This is a genomic window from Flectobacillus longus, assembly GCF_030056705.1.
Classification (GTDB): domain Bacteria; phylum Bacteroidota; class Bacteroidia; order Cytophagales; family Spirosomataceae; genus Flectobacillus; species Flectobacillus longus.
The window spans coordinates 182,102-198,816 of sequence record NZ_JASHIC010000001.1; the positions used below are offsets into that span (position 1 = coordinate 182,102).

General features: G+C 36.2%; 11 protein-coding genes. 7 read left to right on the plus strand and 4 right to left on the minus strand.

The window, feature by feature from the left end; all coding sequences use genetic code 11:
• Positions 1-330 precede the first annotated feature (330 nt).
• The 5 genes from QM491_RS00750 (at position 331) to QM491_RS00770 (ending at position 8,968) form a co-directional block, all read left to right on the plus strand.
• Positions 331-810, plus strand: coding sequence for a DUF4199 domain-containing protein (locus QM491_RS00750; RefSeq protein WP_283325346.1), 480 nt, complete (start codon positions 331-333; stop codon positions 808-810).
• A 157-nt stretch (positions 811-967) separates the two neighbouring features.
• On the plus strand, positions 968-2,869 hold the full coding sequence (locus tag QM491_RS00755; RefSeq protein ID WP_283325347.1) for an outer membrane protein assembly factor BamB family protein: 1,902 nt from the start codon (positions 968-970) through the stop codon (positions 2,867-2,869).
• A gap of 59 nt (positions 2,870-2,928) precedes the next feature.
• Positions 2,929-4,818 (plus strand): hypothetical protein, encoded by a 1,890-nt coding sequence (locus QM491_RS00760; RefSeq protein ID WP_283325348.1) that lies wholly within the window; start codon positions 2,929-2,931, stop codon positions 4,816-4,818.
• A gap of 224 nt (positions 4,819-5,042) precedes the next feature.
• Positions 5,043-7,661 (plus strand): right-handed parallel beta-helix repeat-containing protein, encoded by a 2,619-nt coding sequence (locus QM491_RS00765; RefSeq protein ID WP_283325349.1) that lies wholly within the window; start codon positions 5,043-5,045, stop codon positions 7,659-7,661.
• Between the two features lie 179 nt (positions 7,662-7,840).
• Positions 7,841-8,968 (plus strand): hypothetical protein, encoded by a 1,128-nt coding sequence (locus tag QM491_RS00770; protein ID WP_283325350.1) that lies wholly within the window; start codon positions 7,841-7,843, stop codon positions 8,966-8,968.
• 530 nt (positions 8,969-9,498) lie between these two features.
• Here QM491_RS00770 and QM491_RS00775 read toward each other — a convergent pair.
• Positions 9,499-10,713 carry a saccharopine dehydrogenase family protein gene (locus QM491_RS00775; protein WP_283325351.1) on the minus strand — a complete coding sequence of 405 codons (1,215 nt, stop codon included), beginning with the start codon at positions 10,711-10,713 and terminating at the stop codon, positions 9,499-9,501.
• A 259-nt stretch (positions 10,714-10,972) separates the two neighbouring features.
• Between QM491_RS00775 and QM491_RS00780 the strand changes: the two genes are divergently transcribed.
• Together QM491_RS00780 and QM491_RS00785 are read left to right on the plus strand one after the other, a co-directional pair.
• Positions 10,973-11,908 (plus strand): AEC family transporter, encoded by a 936-nt coding sequence (locus tag QM491_RS00780; protein ID WP_283325352.1) that lies wholly within the window; start codon positions 10,973-10,975, stop codon positions 11,906-11,908.
• Between the two features lie 474 nt (positions 11,909-12,382).
• The gene (locus QM491_RS00785; protein WP_166549459.1) at positions 12,383-13,279 is read left to right on the plus strand and encodes an EamA family transporter; all 897 of its coding nucleotides are present in this window, start codon (positions 12,383-12,385) and stop codon (positions 13,277-13,279) included.
• A gap of 109 nt (positions 13,280-13,388) precedes the next feature.
• On the opposite strand, the gene QM491_RS00790 is transcribed toward QM491_RS00785, so the two are convergent.
• From QM491_RS00790 to QM491_RS00800, 3 genes are all read right to left on the minus strand, one after another.
• On the minus strand, positions 13,389-15,314 hold the full coding sequence (locus tag QM491_RS00790) for a M56 family metallopeptidase (RefSeq protein ID WP_283325353.1): 1,926 nt from the start codon (positions 15,312-15,314) through the stop codon (positions 13,389-13,391).
• Between the two features lie 2 nt (positions 15,315-15,316).
• Positions 15,317-15,685 (minus strand): BlaI/MecI/CopY family transcriptional regulator, encoded by a 369-nt coding sequence (locus QM491_RS00795; RefSeq protein WP_166549568.1) that lies wholly within the window; start codon positions 15,683-15,685, stop codon positions 15,317-15,319.
• A 313-nt stretch (positions 15,686-15,998) separates the two neighbouring features.
• On the minus strand, positions 15,999-16,502 hold the full coding sequence (locus QM491_RS00800) for a DinB family protein (RefSeq protein WP_283325354.1): 504 nt from the start codon (positions 16,500-16,502) through the stop codon (positions 15,999-16,001).
• Between the last annotated feature and the right edge of the window lie 213 nt (positions 16,503-16,715).

Sequence of the window (16,715 nt, forward strand, 5' to 3'; positions counted from 1 at the left end):
TTTATAATGAATAGTCTGGTCCGAGTCTTAGTCTCGGACTAGCTTTTGTTTCAGTCTATAAACTGTTAAAAAAATAAGTCCAAGACTTAATCTTGAACTAGGAAGTTATTTCATTAAATAAGAAGATGTTATTAGTTGATAGTTTATTTGTTACTTGAATACTCTTATAATCAAAAGATTACACCCAAACTACACCTTAGACATATTGTTAATCTAATCTCTTAGGCTATTCATAACTTAAAATCCAAAATCAGCAATCCCAAATCCGAAATCGTTTGAATTCTTTCATATTTTAGTTTAACTTAAAGAGAAATAAAACTAAATCTCGATATGAAAGCTATCTCTACCGAAATCAAATGGGGCATTTATTTTTCGATAATGACCCTCCTATGGATGGTACTCGAAAAAGTTGCTGGTTTGCACGATGTCTATATCGACAAGCATCCGATTTATACCAACTTCATCGCTATTCCTGCCATAACGCTTTACGTATTTGCCCTAAGAGAAAAACGTTTCAAAGATTTGGGAGGCAATATGACCTACAAGCAAGCGCTCTTGAGTGGATTTTATATCACTTTGGTAGTTACCTTATTAGCACCTCTTACACAGTGGATTACGACCCACATTATTACACCAGAGTTTTTTCCGAATGCTATTAGATATGTAATTTCTCACAAGATGATGACAAAAGAAGAAGCCTTAAATCAATTTAATGAGAAAAATTATATGGTTCAAAGTATTATTGGTGCACCTATCATGGGGATGATTACAACTGCTATTGTAGGTTTTTTTGTAAAGGGAAAAAAATAATTTTATAACACTATTTTTTTTGATTTTTATTTAAAATAAAACTACTTTGCACCAATATTTAGTTCTACATTTCAAAAAACAAGTAATCTTTAATATACCTAATTGCTAATTAATTGAGTGTAAACTAAATATACTTCACATATAACGTTTACACATAATGAAAAAAAATTTTCTTACGATTGCCTGTAGCATTCTACTTGCAGGAACCCAACCATTAATAGCTCAACGCTCTTACGACGAAGTCATCACCACAGACAACAAAATTCAGGATCTTGTTCAAAATGAAATTACTGGTGTTTTAGTTTTCAAAGAAGGTTCAACCATCAAAGGTATTAATCCCGACACAAAAAAAATTGCTTGGACATTAACCAAAGAAGATTTTGGAGTAACTTCCGCAACTGACATCTTAACTGACCCAGATTTTGGAACAATCTTTAAACAAAAAAGAGACCTATCTAGTGTACCCAACAGCCCGTATGTAGAGGCTTATATCAACTCAAAGTACTTAATTATTAATACTGAAACAGGAAAGCTCGTATATAATTCTTCAAAAGAATCATTCTGGGTATTTCAATCAGACTTTATTCCTGAAAGTAACGAATACTTACTTACGTTAAAAAGTGGAGAAAATATGGCAATTGCCCTATTGGACATGCAAACAGGTGGAATAAAATGGAATACCACTGTCAGTAAAGCTAAATCATTGCTTAGCTTCTCATTAAAAGAATCTGCCAATACTAATATTGCGAAAATCAACGGAAATACGATTTACTACTTGCTTTATGGCAAATTGTACTCTTTTGACAAATCTTCTGGTAAGCTAAACTGGACTGCTGAAGAAGAATATACTAAATTCTTTCCTACGCAAAACGATAAAAATCTCGTAGTAGTAAACAGTAAGGGTTTGATGTCGTCGAAACAGTATTTGAATGTATTAAATACAGAAAATGGTAAAAGTATCTGGTCTGAATCAATCAAAACTAAAAGAGTCGTATATCTCGAAGATTGGGGCACTAAGCTTTTGGTAGCACACTATTCTGGCTTTAACTTCTTCGATTTAAAAACAGGGGAAAAAATCTGGAAAAAAGATGCTCGTGGCGACGGTTTGAAACGTGTAATTCCTATCGATCAAGATTTCTTATATGTTGCTGAAAATGAAATGATGCTTATCAACAAAAATGGAGAAAAGCTTTGGAAAAGTTTCATTGAAATAGCAGATGAAAAAGAAGATCCTATTTATTATTTAGGTAAAGTGGGTGACAAGGTTATGTATTTAACAGGTACTTATGGAAACATGGTAGATTACAAATCGGGTCGTAAATTATGGAAACGCAATATCAAATTTAACAACAACCGTCCTGTATTACCAACCTATGACGAAAACTCGAATTCGTATTTAGTGTACAACGATGAAGAGCTTTACAAATTTGATCCCTCTATTGATGATAAGCCAGAGCCTTTTGCAAAGGTAAATATCAAAAGAGAAAAAGAACTTAATAGTATCGAACTGTTTCCTTGGGGTGTAGTATTGAGTGGTCCAGTTGAAGTAATGGGCGTTGGTATGGATGGAAAAGTAAAATATCATGACGTTTACACCCAACCTGGAGAAGGCAATCGTCAATTAATCAAAGGTGCTTCTGCTTTAGGCTCTCTTGCACTTGGAGCTGGTTCTTTTGCAAAAGCTGTTGAAGGTGCCGAAATTACTATGACTTACCGCGACGAAGCCGGAGTCCTCAGAGAATCAATCGTCAGACAAGCAGACACAGGTAAACAACTCCAATCTGCAGCGCTTGGGGCAGGTTCGGCTGTAATGGGGCAATTGTTCAATAAATATGGTTCACGTTTCAATGCTATGCGTCAAAACAAAGATTTTTCTTATATCTATGCAAAAGATCCAAGCGGAGAAAAGGTATTAGTTAAAGTAAGAAAAGCTGATGGTGTTGAGGTAGACAAATTAATCTTCAAAAATGATAGACCCATTTATGAAGTTGACCCTGCAACACAAACAGTATATTATGTGTTAGACAATGCTGTACAAGTATTTTACAACAAAAAATAATTAGTTACTCCCATTTCTAAATGCCATCAAACCTCAATTTGGTGGCATTTTTTTTAGTTATGAAAAATTCACTTTTAATATTTAGCCTATTTTGTATTAGCCTTGTCACATTGGCACAGGAAAAGGCAAAATTCAAAAAACAAGAATATTGGGTTAAAAGTATTGCTCCATCAGCATTCCCCATTTTAGATAATGTATATACTCAGGGAACATACTTTAAGATTGAGCCAAATATATTACTCGCTGAAAAAAATCTAAAACGAGACTTTTTTAATATTAAAGGGTTTATCAAAAATCAAGAAAATAATGATTTGAAAATCTATGTAGATATTCAAACAATAGATTTAATAAAACAAGTTCAAGACTCAACTTTTGACAATCAAACTAGGAAATACTATCCAACTGCTAAAGTATATTTTAAGGTAAACATTGCCTATGAAGTAAAATTTAAAAATCAAGTTCTCTGGAGAAATGATTATGTAGCCTCTGAAAATATTCACTATACTAATGGAAAGGGCTCTTTCATACAATATGAGAAAGATGCTACAAGTGAATTTGGGGATCAAATTGAAAGTATTGCTGATATAGCTCTAAAAAAGATTCAAGAACAATTGAATCAAAAAGTAGGATATTATTTACAAGACAGTAAAGAAACTTTTTTTTGGCTTACCAACAAAGAGCACCCAGAATATAGTCAGATGTTGGCATTTGAAAATGAAATGAATGCGCAGTTATCGGCTGTTAACTACGAAAGAGGCTTGAATCGGATGCAATTGTTAGTGCATTTGGGATATCTAGAGAGTTTACTTACCAAATATCAATCTAGTAAAGAAAATGAGAAAATCAGGTTTATTGTAGCAAACAATCTCGCTCAAGCCTATTTTTTATTGGAGGATAAAACAAAAGGACTGTATTATGCAGACTTATTGATTAAAAATGGATTCAGAGAGAGTTACGGCTTTGAATTAATCAATAAGTACAAAAACCTTGAAGTGCTCGCTGGAAAAACTAGAACACATGGTAATCGATTTGGTGAGCTTTCTAAGCTAGGCTATAAATTACAACAAGAAGAAGCACTTCAAAAAGAAGAAGCAAAACAGGCCTTTTTTGAAAAAATAGCCAGAGATGAAGCCGATTGGGAACAAGAAAAAGTAGTAAGAAGTAATCAAATCGAGCAATTCAAAATCAATTGGTTCAAGCTGATTGATTCAAGTTCATTTCAAAATAATGCTGACATACTCCATAAAGTTATTCAAAACTTAGGCGGTGCATCTACTCTTAAAGGTATCGAAAAGATACATACAACATCTCAATACAAATTTGAAGATAGCAATATTCCAGTATTTGAAGATAAATGGTCTTTGGCGTTCACAAACTTTTTATTAAAGAAAAGAATGCCAGACAATTATCTATTTGTAATCAATAACGTAGAAGCTTGGAAACATGATGACAGAGTGCGTGGAGAAAAGTGGAAGAAAATATCTACATCCGAATACACCGAGAACATTGATAAACTATTACCTATCTATCTGCTATCGGGCATAAGATTTGACCTTTGGAATAAACTAGAACAGCAAACCGAAAGGTTTATCAATGATAAACTGTGTTGGCACTTGAGTTTCACAGAAAAAGAAATGTCCTCACAAAACCGTATTATTCCTAAGCAAGAGTATCATTTTTATTTTGATAAAACAGATTATTCACTTGTCTCAACCGAAACCCTCTTCTTTGAGGATGGAAAGAAAATATCTAAAGAACGTAAAATTTTTACTGATTATAGAGCGATCTCAGCTTTGAACAATGGGAAATTACCTCATCGAATCCAATATCAAATTGAAGATTATTTTGGAGAATCTTTTTTTGAAGAAATAATTGAAAAATTGGAAATCAACTCAGGATTTTCAAATCGTATTTTCATTAAAGAGGTATATATCGGAGGCTTTAAATAAAGAATATGAGTTATTCCAAATTTAGCAATTTAGTGATTGAGCGCATAAGTGATTATTTTTAATCTACACGCAATGCTTTGCGTCTAAAGAGGCGTCATGTTGAAATATAGTATGAAAAAAGGTGTTCGAAATGAGTTTTTCGAACGCCTTTTTTCATAAACAGTAAATAAATATCTAGCGTTTGATTACCTTTGATAAACCCATAATTATCAACAGCATACCTAATGAAAACACTATATATTAGCTTGTTTGCTACGCTTTGTAGCTGGCTTTTTTCGCTTCCAGTTTATTCACAATCCTGTAATTGTAATTTTACTATTACCAAAAGTGGCGCTTACAGTCCTAGTAATTTCAATGCCCAACCAGGCCAAACTATTTGTGTCCAAGCTGGAACTTATACAAACTTATCTTTCAATAATTTTCAGGGTAATGGCACTCAACCTATCCTTATTAAAAATTGCGGGGGTCAAGTCATCATTCAGAACACCACAAATGCAGTAGCAATTAATTTTTCGAAAAGTAAATTTATCAAAATAACGGGCAGTGGAGATGCTACCTTACCTTATGGATTTAAAGTGGCAGGTACTGGTAACAATAGTAGAGGTGTTAGTATTGCTGATAAAAGTAGCAATATTGAAGTAGAGAAAATTGAGATTCAAAATGTTCAAGGTGCGGGTATTGTCGCACGTACAGAGCTAGCATGCGATAGCACTACATGGAGAGATTATTATACCATGAGTGCCATCAAAATACATGATAATTATGTACATGACGTAGTTGGTGAAGGTATAGCCGTGGGCGAGCCGTCTTATGGTACTCCCAAAACTATAAACTGTAATGGTGTAAGTATATCCAAGTTTACACACCTTATCGTAGGTCTTGAAATCTATAATAATATCTTTGAGCGCACAGGTAGTAAAGGCATACAATACGCTAACTCTCCCGACGCACAAGTGCACCATAATATGATTAAAAATTGTGGAAAAGTACCAGGCTCAACCACCCTCAACAATGCCGTAGCCATGAATGGGGGCGCTGGAGGTAATTTTTATAATAATACTATTCTGGACGCTGAAGGAGCCGCCATTGTAATGTTTGGCTTTTTGGGAAATCAAATGATTTATAACAACTTAATTGTCAGACCAAAAGGCAACGCCATTTTCTCTGATTCTCGTCCTGGCTCTATTCCTGACACCTATTTGCGTATTGCTCAAAACACCATTATTTCTCCTCAAACTGAGGCATTGAAACTGTATAGCTCGATCCACAATTATGAGATTGTCAATAATATTATGTTGAACTCTTCGGTCGGAAAATTCATTTCGCCTCTTTCTTCATCTGTTAGAATAAATGCCCGAAAAAATTACCTTAATGGTGTAGTGGATGCGTCATTTTATGAAAACACTAGCGCCGAAAATTATCGTCCGCTAAGTCATGCTCCTGTGATTAATAAAGGCGAAAACTTGAGCGCTTGGGGTATCACAACAGATATTACTGACCAACCTCGACCTAACGGTGGAGACTTTGACATTGGATGTTTTGAGTCGGCATCGGCAGTAGCTACCTATGTTCCGAGCTCATGTGATTATACTGTCATTCAAAGTGGCGACTATTCGGCATTAAACCTAAGCGCAGGACCAGGAAATACTGTTTGTATTCAGGCAGGAACATACACTGGACTCAAATTTATTGGACTCAATGGCACAGCCAACGATCCAATTATTTATAGAAATCTTGGTGGTCAAGTAATTTTTCAAAACACTACGAACAATCAAAATGGTTTAAATTTTGATAACTGCCGTTATTTCAAAGTGACTGGCACGGGTGACCCAAATGTTTATTATGGGCTAAAAGTAGCTAAAACTGGTTCTGGGGGTATGGGTATTACAGTAGGTGGCAAAAGCAGTGACTGTGAAATTGAGCATGTCGAAATCTCCAATACTGGCTTTGCAGGTATTATGGCAAAAACTGACCCCAACTGCGATTCAACTACATGGCGGGGCAACTTCACGATGTATAATGTCAAAATTCATGATAATTATATCCACGATGTCCCTGGCGAGGGTTTGTATATAGGCAATTCATTTGCTGCTGGTGGAATGACCATCAACTGCAATGGCGTAACCAAAATAGTACCTCCTCACAATATTTATGGTCTTCAGGTCTATAACAATCAGTTAGAAAGAACTGGGTGCGAAGGAATACAGTTTGGCTGTTCTGTAGACGCCTTAGTGCATGACAACACTATGATAGACACTGGAATCAGCCCTTTTGACGTCTATCAAGCCAATGGAATACAGATAGGTGGAGGTTCTGGTGGTTTATGTTATAATAATACCGTCGTAAATGCCAGAGGAACAGGTATTATCATGGTAGGATTCTTGGGCAATCAATCTGTTTTCAATAATGTTATCGTGAACTCAGGTTACAATGGCATTTTTGCGGACTCTCGCTCTTGTTCTATCCCAAATACTTACTTAAGAATAGCCAACAATTCAATTATTGGTTCTGCCAGTGATGCCATCAAACTATACAGTTTAATTCATACGCATGAGGTCGTCAACAATTTAATTGCTATTCCAGCCACTGGGAAATATATCGTTAAATTGGGCAGTCCAGTGATTGTCAACGAGCGCAATAACTTCAAAACTCTGGATATCAGTCAGGCTCAACTCAACAATCCTAGTAATGGTAATTACTACCCTATAGTTGGTTCACCACTGGTCAACACAGGCGAAAACCTTCTCCTTTGGGGTATCTCTTTTGACAGAGATAATAATCTAAGACCTTACGGCAGTACTCATGACATTGGGGCTTTTGAATTAATTCCTCCAGGCGGTTGAGTATTTGGATAAATTCTTTTGTTTTTCCTCATGTTATGGCATAAAGTACAGTCACAACATGAGGATTTTTTATTTAAAAAGCGATAAGTATCATTTCTTAGAAATTGGGAAAGTGATTTTTTTTATTGATTTTTAACAAAAAAGTAACAAAACCTTATTTTGGTTATCTTAATTCACCCATGCAAAATATTGTTATCAAAGAAGTTGTAAGCCCGAGTGAACTCAAAACATTCGTCTATCTCTCACAAAAACTACATGAGAATCGCCCAAATTGGGTACCTCCTATCTATGCAGACGAATGGATTTTCTTTAATCATAAAAAAAATCCTGCTTTTGAAGTTGCTGATACCATTTTGTTTTTGGCTTATATTGATAACAATCCTGTAGGCAAAATTATGGGTATCATTCACCGTGAATACAACGAACTTCAGCATATTAAAGAAGCTCGTTTTTTTCATTTGGATAGCATTGAAAATATTGAAGTAGTAAAATTGCTGATAGATGCAGTCCAAAGTTGGGCAAAACAGCATCACATGGAAACTCTAGTAGGTCCGTTTGGATTTTCAGAAAAAGACCCTCAGGGCTTCCAGATAGAAGGGTTTGAATATTTACCTGTCATCGCTACTGCCACAAATCCGCCGTATTTACCTCAATTCTTGGAAAAATTAGGTTTTGGTAAATTGACAGATTGTGTGGTTTATAAAATTGACATTCCTGCTGAAATACCTCCGTTTTATCAAAGAATTTTCGACCGAGCACAACGCAATCCCAACATTAAGCTCCTTAATTTTACATCAAAAAAAGCGCTTAAACCTTACGTAGTTCCAATCTTTCGGTTGGTAAACGAAACCTATAAAGACCTGCTAGGTTTTGTGCCACTTTCGGAAGCTGAAATGCAAAAAATTGCCAAAGCGTACTTACCCATCCTAGACCCAGACTTTGTCAAAATTATTATTGACGAAAACAATGAACCCATTGCCTTTGTCGTGGGCTTACCTGATATGAGTAAAGGTTTGAAAAAAGCTCGTGGCCGATTATTTCCTTTTGGATTTATCCATATCCTTTTGGACGCAAGGAAAAATAAGCAGTTGGATTTATTATTAGGTGCTGTAAAACCCAATTACAGAGGTTTGGGCTTAACCACGCTTCTAGGTGTAAGTATGATACAAGCTGCACAAAAACGCAAGATGGAATTTATGGATACGCATTTGGTACTAGAAACCAATCATACCATGCGTGGGGAAGCTGAGAAGTTGAATGGAGAGGTTTATAAAAAGTATAGAATTTTCCAAAAAGCCATTCTTTGAACATTTCCTAATCAATACATTTTAAAATTAAGAGTATGTTTAAAATTTTACTTGGCTTGTATCGGAAAAACAAAATTTCCCTTCGCTACTCCTTACTTTTCTTGTCTTGACACAAGAAAAGTAACAAAAGAAAGTCAAGAAATCCTAAACTCGCCTGCGGCTCAAACAACAGGATTTCAGAAAAATAATCACAAACTTTTTAATTTTTAATAATTTGTAAAAATTAAACAAACTCTAACACATTTTCAAATCGACATATTTTTCAAATCAAAAAAATCCCCTCAGTTTTGAAACTGAAGGGATTTTTTAATGAAGCTGTTTAAAATTTCGTAAAATTTCTCGCGTCAGCAATGAATTTATACTGTTTGAGCGAAGTGAGGTGGGACGCCACTCCGATTATAAATTCTTGATTTTTTTGTGGCCGCCGCTGCGGTTACTTTTTGTATCAAGGCGGGAACGCCTAGTTAAAAAGTAAGGCGAAGAATAAATCAATAAAATTGTTTTTTGAAAAGTTTAAGCAGCTTCAATTACTAATATTCGTGTGGAAGTGCTACGTCAACCAATTCGTTCCATGGTAAACCGTGAACGTTCAACATTGCCATAAATGGATCTGGATTCATTTCTTCACAGTTCCATACGCCTGGCTTGAACCATTCGCCTGTAATCATCATCATAGCGCCAAGCATGGCAGGTACACCAGTCGTGTAACTTACACCTTGTGCTTGAACTTCGCTCCAGCAGTCTTGGTGCTTACAGTTGTTCCAAACATAGTAAGTTCTGTCTTTACCATCTTTGATACCTTTGATTTGGCAACCAATAGAAGTTTCACCTGTATAGTTTTCTCCTAAAGTTCCTGGCTCTGGCAATACCGCTTTCAAGAACTCCAAAGGTACAATATCAATACCTTTAAATTTGATTGGCTCGATTGAAGTCATACCTACATTTTGAAGTACGTTCAAGTGAGTCAAATATTGCTGACCGAAAGTCATCCAGAAACGAGCACGTTTAATCGTTGGGAAGTTTTTCACCAAAGATTCTAACTCTTCGTGATACAACACATACGATTCTTTCGGACCGATACCAGGATAATCAATAGCTTTGTGAATTGACATTGGAGGAATTTCTACCCACTCCCCATTTTCCCAATAACGACCGTTTTGAGTAATCTCACGGATATTGATTTCAGGGTTGAAGTTAGTAGCAAATGCTTTACCATGGTCACCAGCATTACAGTCGATGATGTCCAAATAGTGCATCTCGTCGAAATGATGCTTGTTGGCATAAGCCGTGTACACTTGTGTTACACCTGGGTCGAAACCACAACCTAACAACGCCATCAAACCAGCTTGTTCGAAACGCTCTTTATAAGCCCATTGCCAAGAGTATTCAAACTTAGCAACATCTTTTGGCTCATAATTAGCAGTATCCATATAGTGCACGCCTGTTTCGAGACAAGCATCCATAATGGTCAAATCTTGGTACGGCAATGCCACGTTGATGATCATCCAAGGTTTCACTTCGTTGATAAGTGCCACCAATTCTGGTACGTTGTCAGCGTCAACTTGTGCAGTTTGCACAGGTGTTGGCAAACCTATTTTAGCACATTCTTCTGCGATGGCATCGCATTTACTCTTGGTACGGCTCGCCAATACGACCTCCGAAAACACGTCGGGATTCATGGCACATTTTTTCGCTACCACATTTCCTACACCACCAGCACCAATGATTAAAACTTTCTTGCCCATTCCTTAATGTAAATGTAAATGATTGAGTTATGAATGAAAATATTGGCGCAAAATTACATAATTTCAAGATAGCTTTCGCATTAAGCGCTTGTTAAATTTGTTTTTGGAAAAAGTGATTCCGATTTAAGACATTTTGCGCTAGTCTTTCTGAAAAAGTATTTGGCTCCTTATTGAGAGATTATTTGAAGAGCGCTTTTTTTACCAGTAAATCCCTTACTTTTGCGTCTTTTTAGCGTAAAAGATATATATCCCCTTCACGATGAATCCTACTAATGCTGTTTTTATAACTGCTTTATCCATTATTGCTCTTGGCTTTTTCCTCAAATATAAAGGCATTATCTCTGAGAAAGAAGGTAAAATTATCACCAAACTTCTGGTACATACCACCTTTCCTGCATTGGTTTTTGTCACAATTATGCGTGTCAAAATCGAGGCAGATTTATTATTACTTCCAGTTTTTTGTATCAGTTTCAGTGCCATATCTATGACGATTACAGGTTTGCTTTTCAAAAATCAAACCAAGCGACTACGAGGTTTATTGACTATGGCAAGCGGTGGCTTTAATTTAGGATTATTTGCTTTCCCACTTATTGAAGGCATTTGGGGACCTGAGGGAATGGTCTTTGCGGCCTTATTTGATATGGGAAACTCCATTGTGGTCTTTTGTATGGTATATGGTACAGGGGTAATTTTTGCAGAAACCAATGAAGTACAAGCAGTCAGAAAAAGAGAGAAACTCAAAAAGGCTTTTCTCAAAATCTTTACGCTACTACCCTTTCAGGCTATGTTGTTAGGTTTATTTGTTAACTTAACCAAACTTGAATTACCAGAGGTGTTAGTTAACATTATTGATATTTTAGCAAAGGGTAATAAAGTGCTAGTATTACTGATTATGGGTATTTATTTGAGTATTGAACTTAAACCAGAAATTTTCAAAAAAATCGCCAGTGTACTAGTTATTCGCTATGCTGTGGGTTTAACGCTAGGCTTTTTCCTATATTATAATCTCCCTTTCGAGCCCCTATATCGCAGTATCGTACTGGTTTGTATGATTCTACCAGTGGGTATGACCTTACTCCCTTTTGCAGATGAACTAGGATATGATTCCAAAATCGCTGGGCTTTTAGTCAACATTTCGATGATTATTAGTTTTGTATTGATGTGGGGCTTGGTACTAGGAATGGGACTGCGGTAAGTGCTGAGTTGGGAGTTTTGAGTGAGGAGTTTTTTTGTCGTAAAAGAGTTGCTCAAGACTAAAAGAATCGTGCAAAATACGCTTGAGTAAACGAAAATCACCTTGTTTTTCTTTGTAAAAGCTCCGTAGGTGCGACAGAATTCAAGATAGTTATCTTTCTGTCACTCCTACGGAGCTTTTGTACGATTACCGCATCTTAGACTTATTTTTTTAAACAGTTTGAAACTGAATTTAGACGGAATCAAAATACTTAAATAGCTTTTATGTGTTTTGTCCAGTAATAAAATACTTATATCTCTCGTAAAATTATCTACTTGAAAAACAGACGATTAAGTGTTTTTATTTCTAATTTCAACCTGAAATATTACTATTAGAGTTTGTTTTTGGATTTTTCTAAAACTATTAAGTATAAACCACTAGATAACTCTATTTTTGCGACCTCAAAATACTTTTGTCGGAAGACAACCTTACATTATGAATAGTCAGCAAAGAATCGCAGGGTTTGGATTAGCCATTTTTGCCGCCATTACATGGGGCGTTTCAGGAACATTTGGACAGTTTCTATTTAGTCAACGAGGTATCAATCCTGGTTGGCTAGTAACGCTACGTTTGTTGGTAGCGGGTAGTATTTTATTGATGATTGCCCTTTTTCGTGGTTTAGATTTATGGAAAATTTGGAGTAATAAAAGAGATACACTGTTGCTTTTGGCATTTAGTGTGTTAGGAATGGTGGCAGTACAATACACTTATTTTGAAGCAATTCATAAGTCAAACGCTGCAACAGCTACCGTTTTGCAATATATGGGACCTGTTTTTATTGCGATATATATGGCTTTTAAACAAAGAAGGTTACCCAATTTTATCGAATTTGTGGCGATTATCTTAGCACTTTCGGGTACATTTTTATTGGTAACACATGGTAAATTTGGAAGTTTAGCAATCTCTACCGAAGGGCTTTTATGGGGCATTGCCTCCGCAGTTGCTTTAGCGATTTATAGCTTATTACCTGTTGGATTGATGAATCGCTACGAAGTGACTACTGTAATTGGTTGGGCGATGTTTGTAGGTGGAGTTATTTTCAGTTGTGTATTTGCCCCTTGGAAAGTATCAGGCACTTGGGATTCGCAGTCTTTTGCTTATACGGGTTTTATCTTATTGTTGGGTAGCTTGGCGGCATTTTATGCTTTTCTGAAAGCAGTAACAATTGTTGGAGCTCAAACCAGTAGTTTGCTTGCCTGTGCAGAGCCACTATCGTCTACAGCCATGGCTATTTTTTGGTTGAATACTCCATTTGGTAAAATCGATATGCTCGGAAGCTTCATGATTATGCTCACGATTGGTGTGTTGGCACTTTTTGGCAGAAAAAACTAAAATAGGCTTAGCTATGATTTAGTGAGTTGTGATTGAGTGATTGAGTGGTTGAGTTATTTTTAAAATAATCACTAAATCACTCAACCACCATTCACTAAATTTAAGATGTCTACCAATTATTATCCTGATTTTTATCCGATTTTACGGGTGCCAACGGTGGTGTTGGAGGAGGTGGCAAACTCGGTGCTGAAGCGGCACTAGGTGCTTTTGGTGGCTTCGGTGGTTTTGGTATCGAAGAAGCCTTTGGCGCTTTGGGAGGTTTAGGAGGCTTTGGCAAGCGATATCCCGAACCATAATGTCTATTTTTTGACCAATACTTACCTTCTGGGTCTATTTCCTCAATCGCTTTGGCGTGTACTTCCATCTCTTTTCCAATCTCTTCAATAGGCTTTGAAAGTTTATCCATTTCTTTTCCAAGGCTATCCATTGGAGCAGTATTTATTTCCATTTTCTTAGATACTGACTCCATTTCCTTAGAAGCCTTTTCCATCCTTTTCTCAATTTCTACACGTTGTTTTTCAATAGCATTCAACTCTTTCTGAACCTTTTTATATTCATCAGATTTTTTGTCGAGGTTAGCAACTGTCATCTCCAACTGTACTTGTTTCCCTACTAATGTACCCAATTCTCCCCCTAATTTTCCGATTTGCTCAGAAAACTGTTGAAATGGTTTTTGGTCAATTTGCATTTTTGCCCCTAAACTTCCCATTTGTCCAGCTAAGTCTTGGATTTGCTTTAGATAAGGATCCATTTTCTTTTGTAACTTTTCAATTTCTTGCTCGTGCTGTGCCACTTTCAAGCTATCTGGGTCGTTAGCTTCATCTTGAGTGGCTAGGAGCTGTGACAATTTGCTCTCTTCTGGTTCTGGATTTGGAATATTCGTATCTTTTTGTTCTTCAGAAGTACTGATTAGCGTACTTTCTGCCAAAATTTCCTTAGAAGTTTGTGTCAGCGTTTTTACCGATTTGTTAAAAAGCTTTGATGCTTGCGCTTTTACCTGCGTAAAGTTAAGACAGCAGAAAGCCAACGCTAATACTACTACCGAACTAATAATACCCACAGGATTATTAGTTTCTTGCTGAGGCATACCCAAAATACGCTGGATTCTGCCTAATAATTGAGGTTTATTGCCTGAAAAAGCCATAGTCAATGATGTTTTTGATTGTTGTCTAAAGGTTTCTACAAACGTAAGAGCTTTGGCCAAGAACAATTTGCTTTGGCAAATCTCCAACGCCCAATCATCACAGCAGTTTTCACGGTCTTGACGAACAGTTTCGCCAATTACCCAAACCAAAGGATGATAGAAAAAGAGAATTTCAATCATTGACTGGATAATGTTAATCAAATAGTCATGGCGCTTGATATGAGCCAATTCATGTGCAAAAATCGCTTTAATTTCTCCCTGACTCAAACCTGTTAAAAGACCAATCGGTACAAGTACCATAGGTTGCCAATAGCCAATTGTGAGCGGTGATTCCACCAGTTGAGACTCACGAATTTCTACAGTTCGAGAAATATCAAATTGATTAAGAAGTTGTTTAAAGAGGTTTTCTGTTTCGGTATCTACCAAGTTTGTATGTTGCCAGCGCAACTTTTGCACATAAAAATACCCACCAAGCAACCTTAAGGTCATTATTGCCATGCCCAAAATCCATAACATTACCAGCCAATCTAAATGTAAATTGAGCCATGTAGCTATTTGTTCCCAAACGGAAGTCAATACCACTGGCGATTGAGTAGTAGGTTCAGAGGTTGATACATTTGTTAGCGATTGAGGATTTCCTACCCCAAAATTGAATACTTTGGCAGATACATCTTTTGGAAAAGTCTTCCAAAAAGTAAAACCCGAAATCAAGAATTGTGAAAACAATACACCGATTCCCGACCAATAACGTACGGAGGTATTTTGTCGATAAAACGAACCGATGAATTTATACAAAAAGAATAATAGGCTTAGTTGCCATAACGAATGCACCAAGGTCCATGCCAAAGCATAGATAGTTTGTGGTGACAAAGGAGCTTCGAAATATTGCATGGCTAATTATTTTGTTCTAGTTGAGCAATGAGTTTCTTGATTTCGTCGAGTTCTTCTGCCGAAGTTTGGTGATTTCCCAAAGCCTGCATCACGAGCTTCATAGCCGAACCTTTGAATGCTGTATCTACAAATATATCAAGCAGCTGTTGCTGTGTTTCGTCTTCGCTTACTGCTGATTGATACAGGTGATAGCGTCCTTCATCGGTACGTGTGACCAGCTTTTTCTCAAACATAATTTGCATCAGTTTGAGTGTGGTGGTATATCCTATCTCTCGCTTTTTATTGAGCTCGTCATTTACTTGTCTTACAGTCGCTTGGCCTAGCGCCCATAATACTTGTAAAATTTCTAATTCTGATTCTGTGGGCTTTATCATGATAAAAAAGTTTACTACGAAATATTTCGTAACAAATATACTACGAAAAGATTCGTAATTGCAAATTTTATCTACGAAATTTTTCGTAGATAAAATTAACATATTGAATATCAAAAATTTACATAATTATATCTAGATATAAAATGAATCTAGTTTAGAACTGGCATAAAAAAAGTCCAAGACTAAGTCTTGAACTAGTAAGTTTTGTAATTTCATAAAAATACCTTTATCTCCATAACTTATCGTAAAATAAGTCTATAGTTTTTTTTAAACTATTTGCCTAGTGCCTTATGCCTATTGCCTGTTACTCTTATATCAACTGTTTGGCAGTCACGTACAATTGACCAAAATGACGAGTCGTATGTTCGGCAGCATGGAAAATCAAACCAATCACATTGGTAGGAATTTGCTTGCGACCAATTCCTCTAGGAAGGAATAGGTCTACTTCTGAAAGTTGTTTGAGATAGGAAAGGTATTTTGCCACTTGTAAATCAAATCGAGTCAATAGAGTCGCTACAGTCTGATTTTCTTGAGGAGCTACTTTTTCAAGACTTAATAAGTCAAACTGCTTGGACGACAGGGTATTTCCTTCGGCATAAGTTTGAAGTCTATCTAACACACCCGAAAGATGTTGTAAATGAAAACCAACCGAAGCTACACCATGAGGCTTTTCCCAAAGTAAATCATCAGAAAAGTCTTTTAACAAATCATGTAATTCTTCCTGAACTTGCAAAACAGCATGAGCTGCGGGTTGTACTAAAGCGGGGATACCTTCGATAGGTCCACGCATCCAAACTTCTAGAGGAGCAGACATTTTTAGATTGTGAATTTGAAAATTTGGAGATTTGAAAATTTGAAAAACTATTTTTCAGTTTATAAACTGTATAAAAAATAAGTCCAAGACTAAGTCTTGGACCAGTAGTTTAGATTTTCATTATTATATTTAATGCTCTATTGATGCAAATAGTTCCTATTGTGACATTCAAACCTATTTTTATCATACCAACTTTATTTCCACAATCCAACA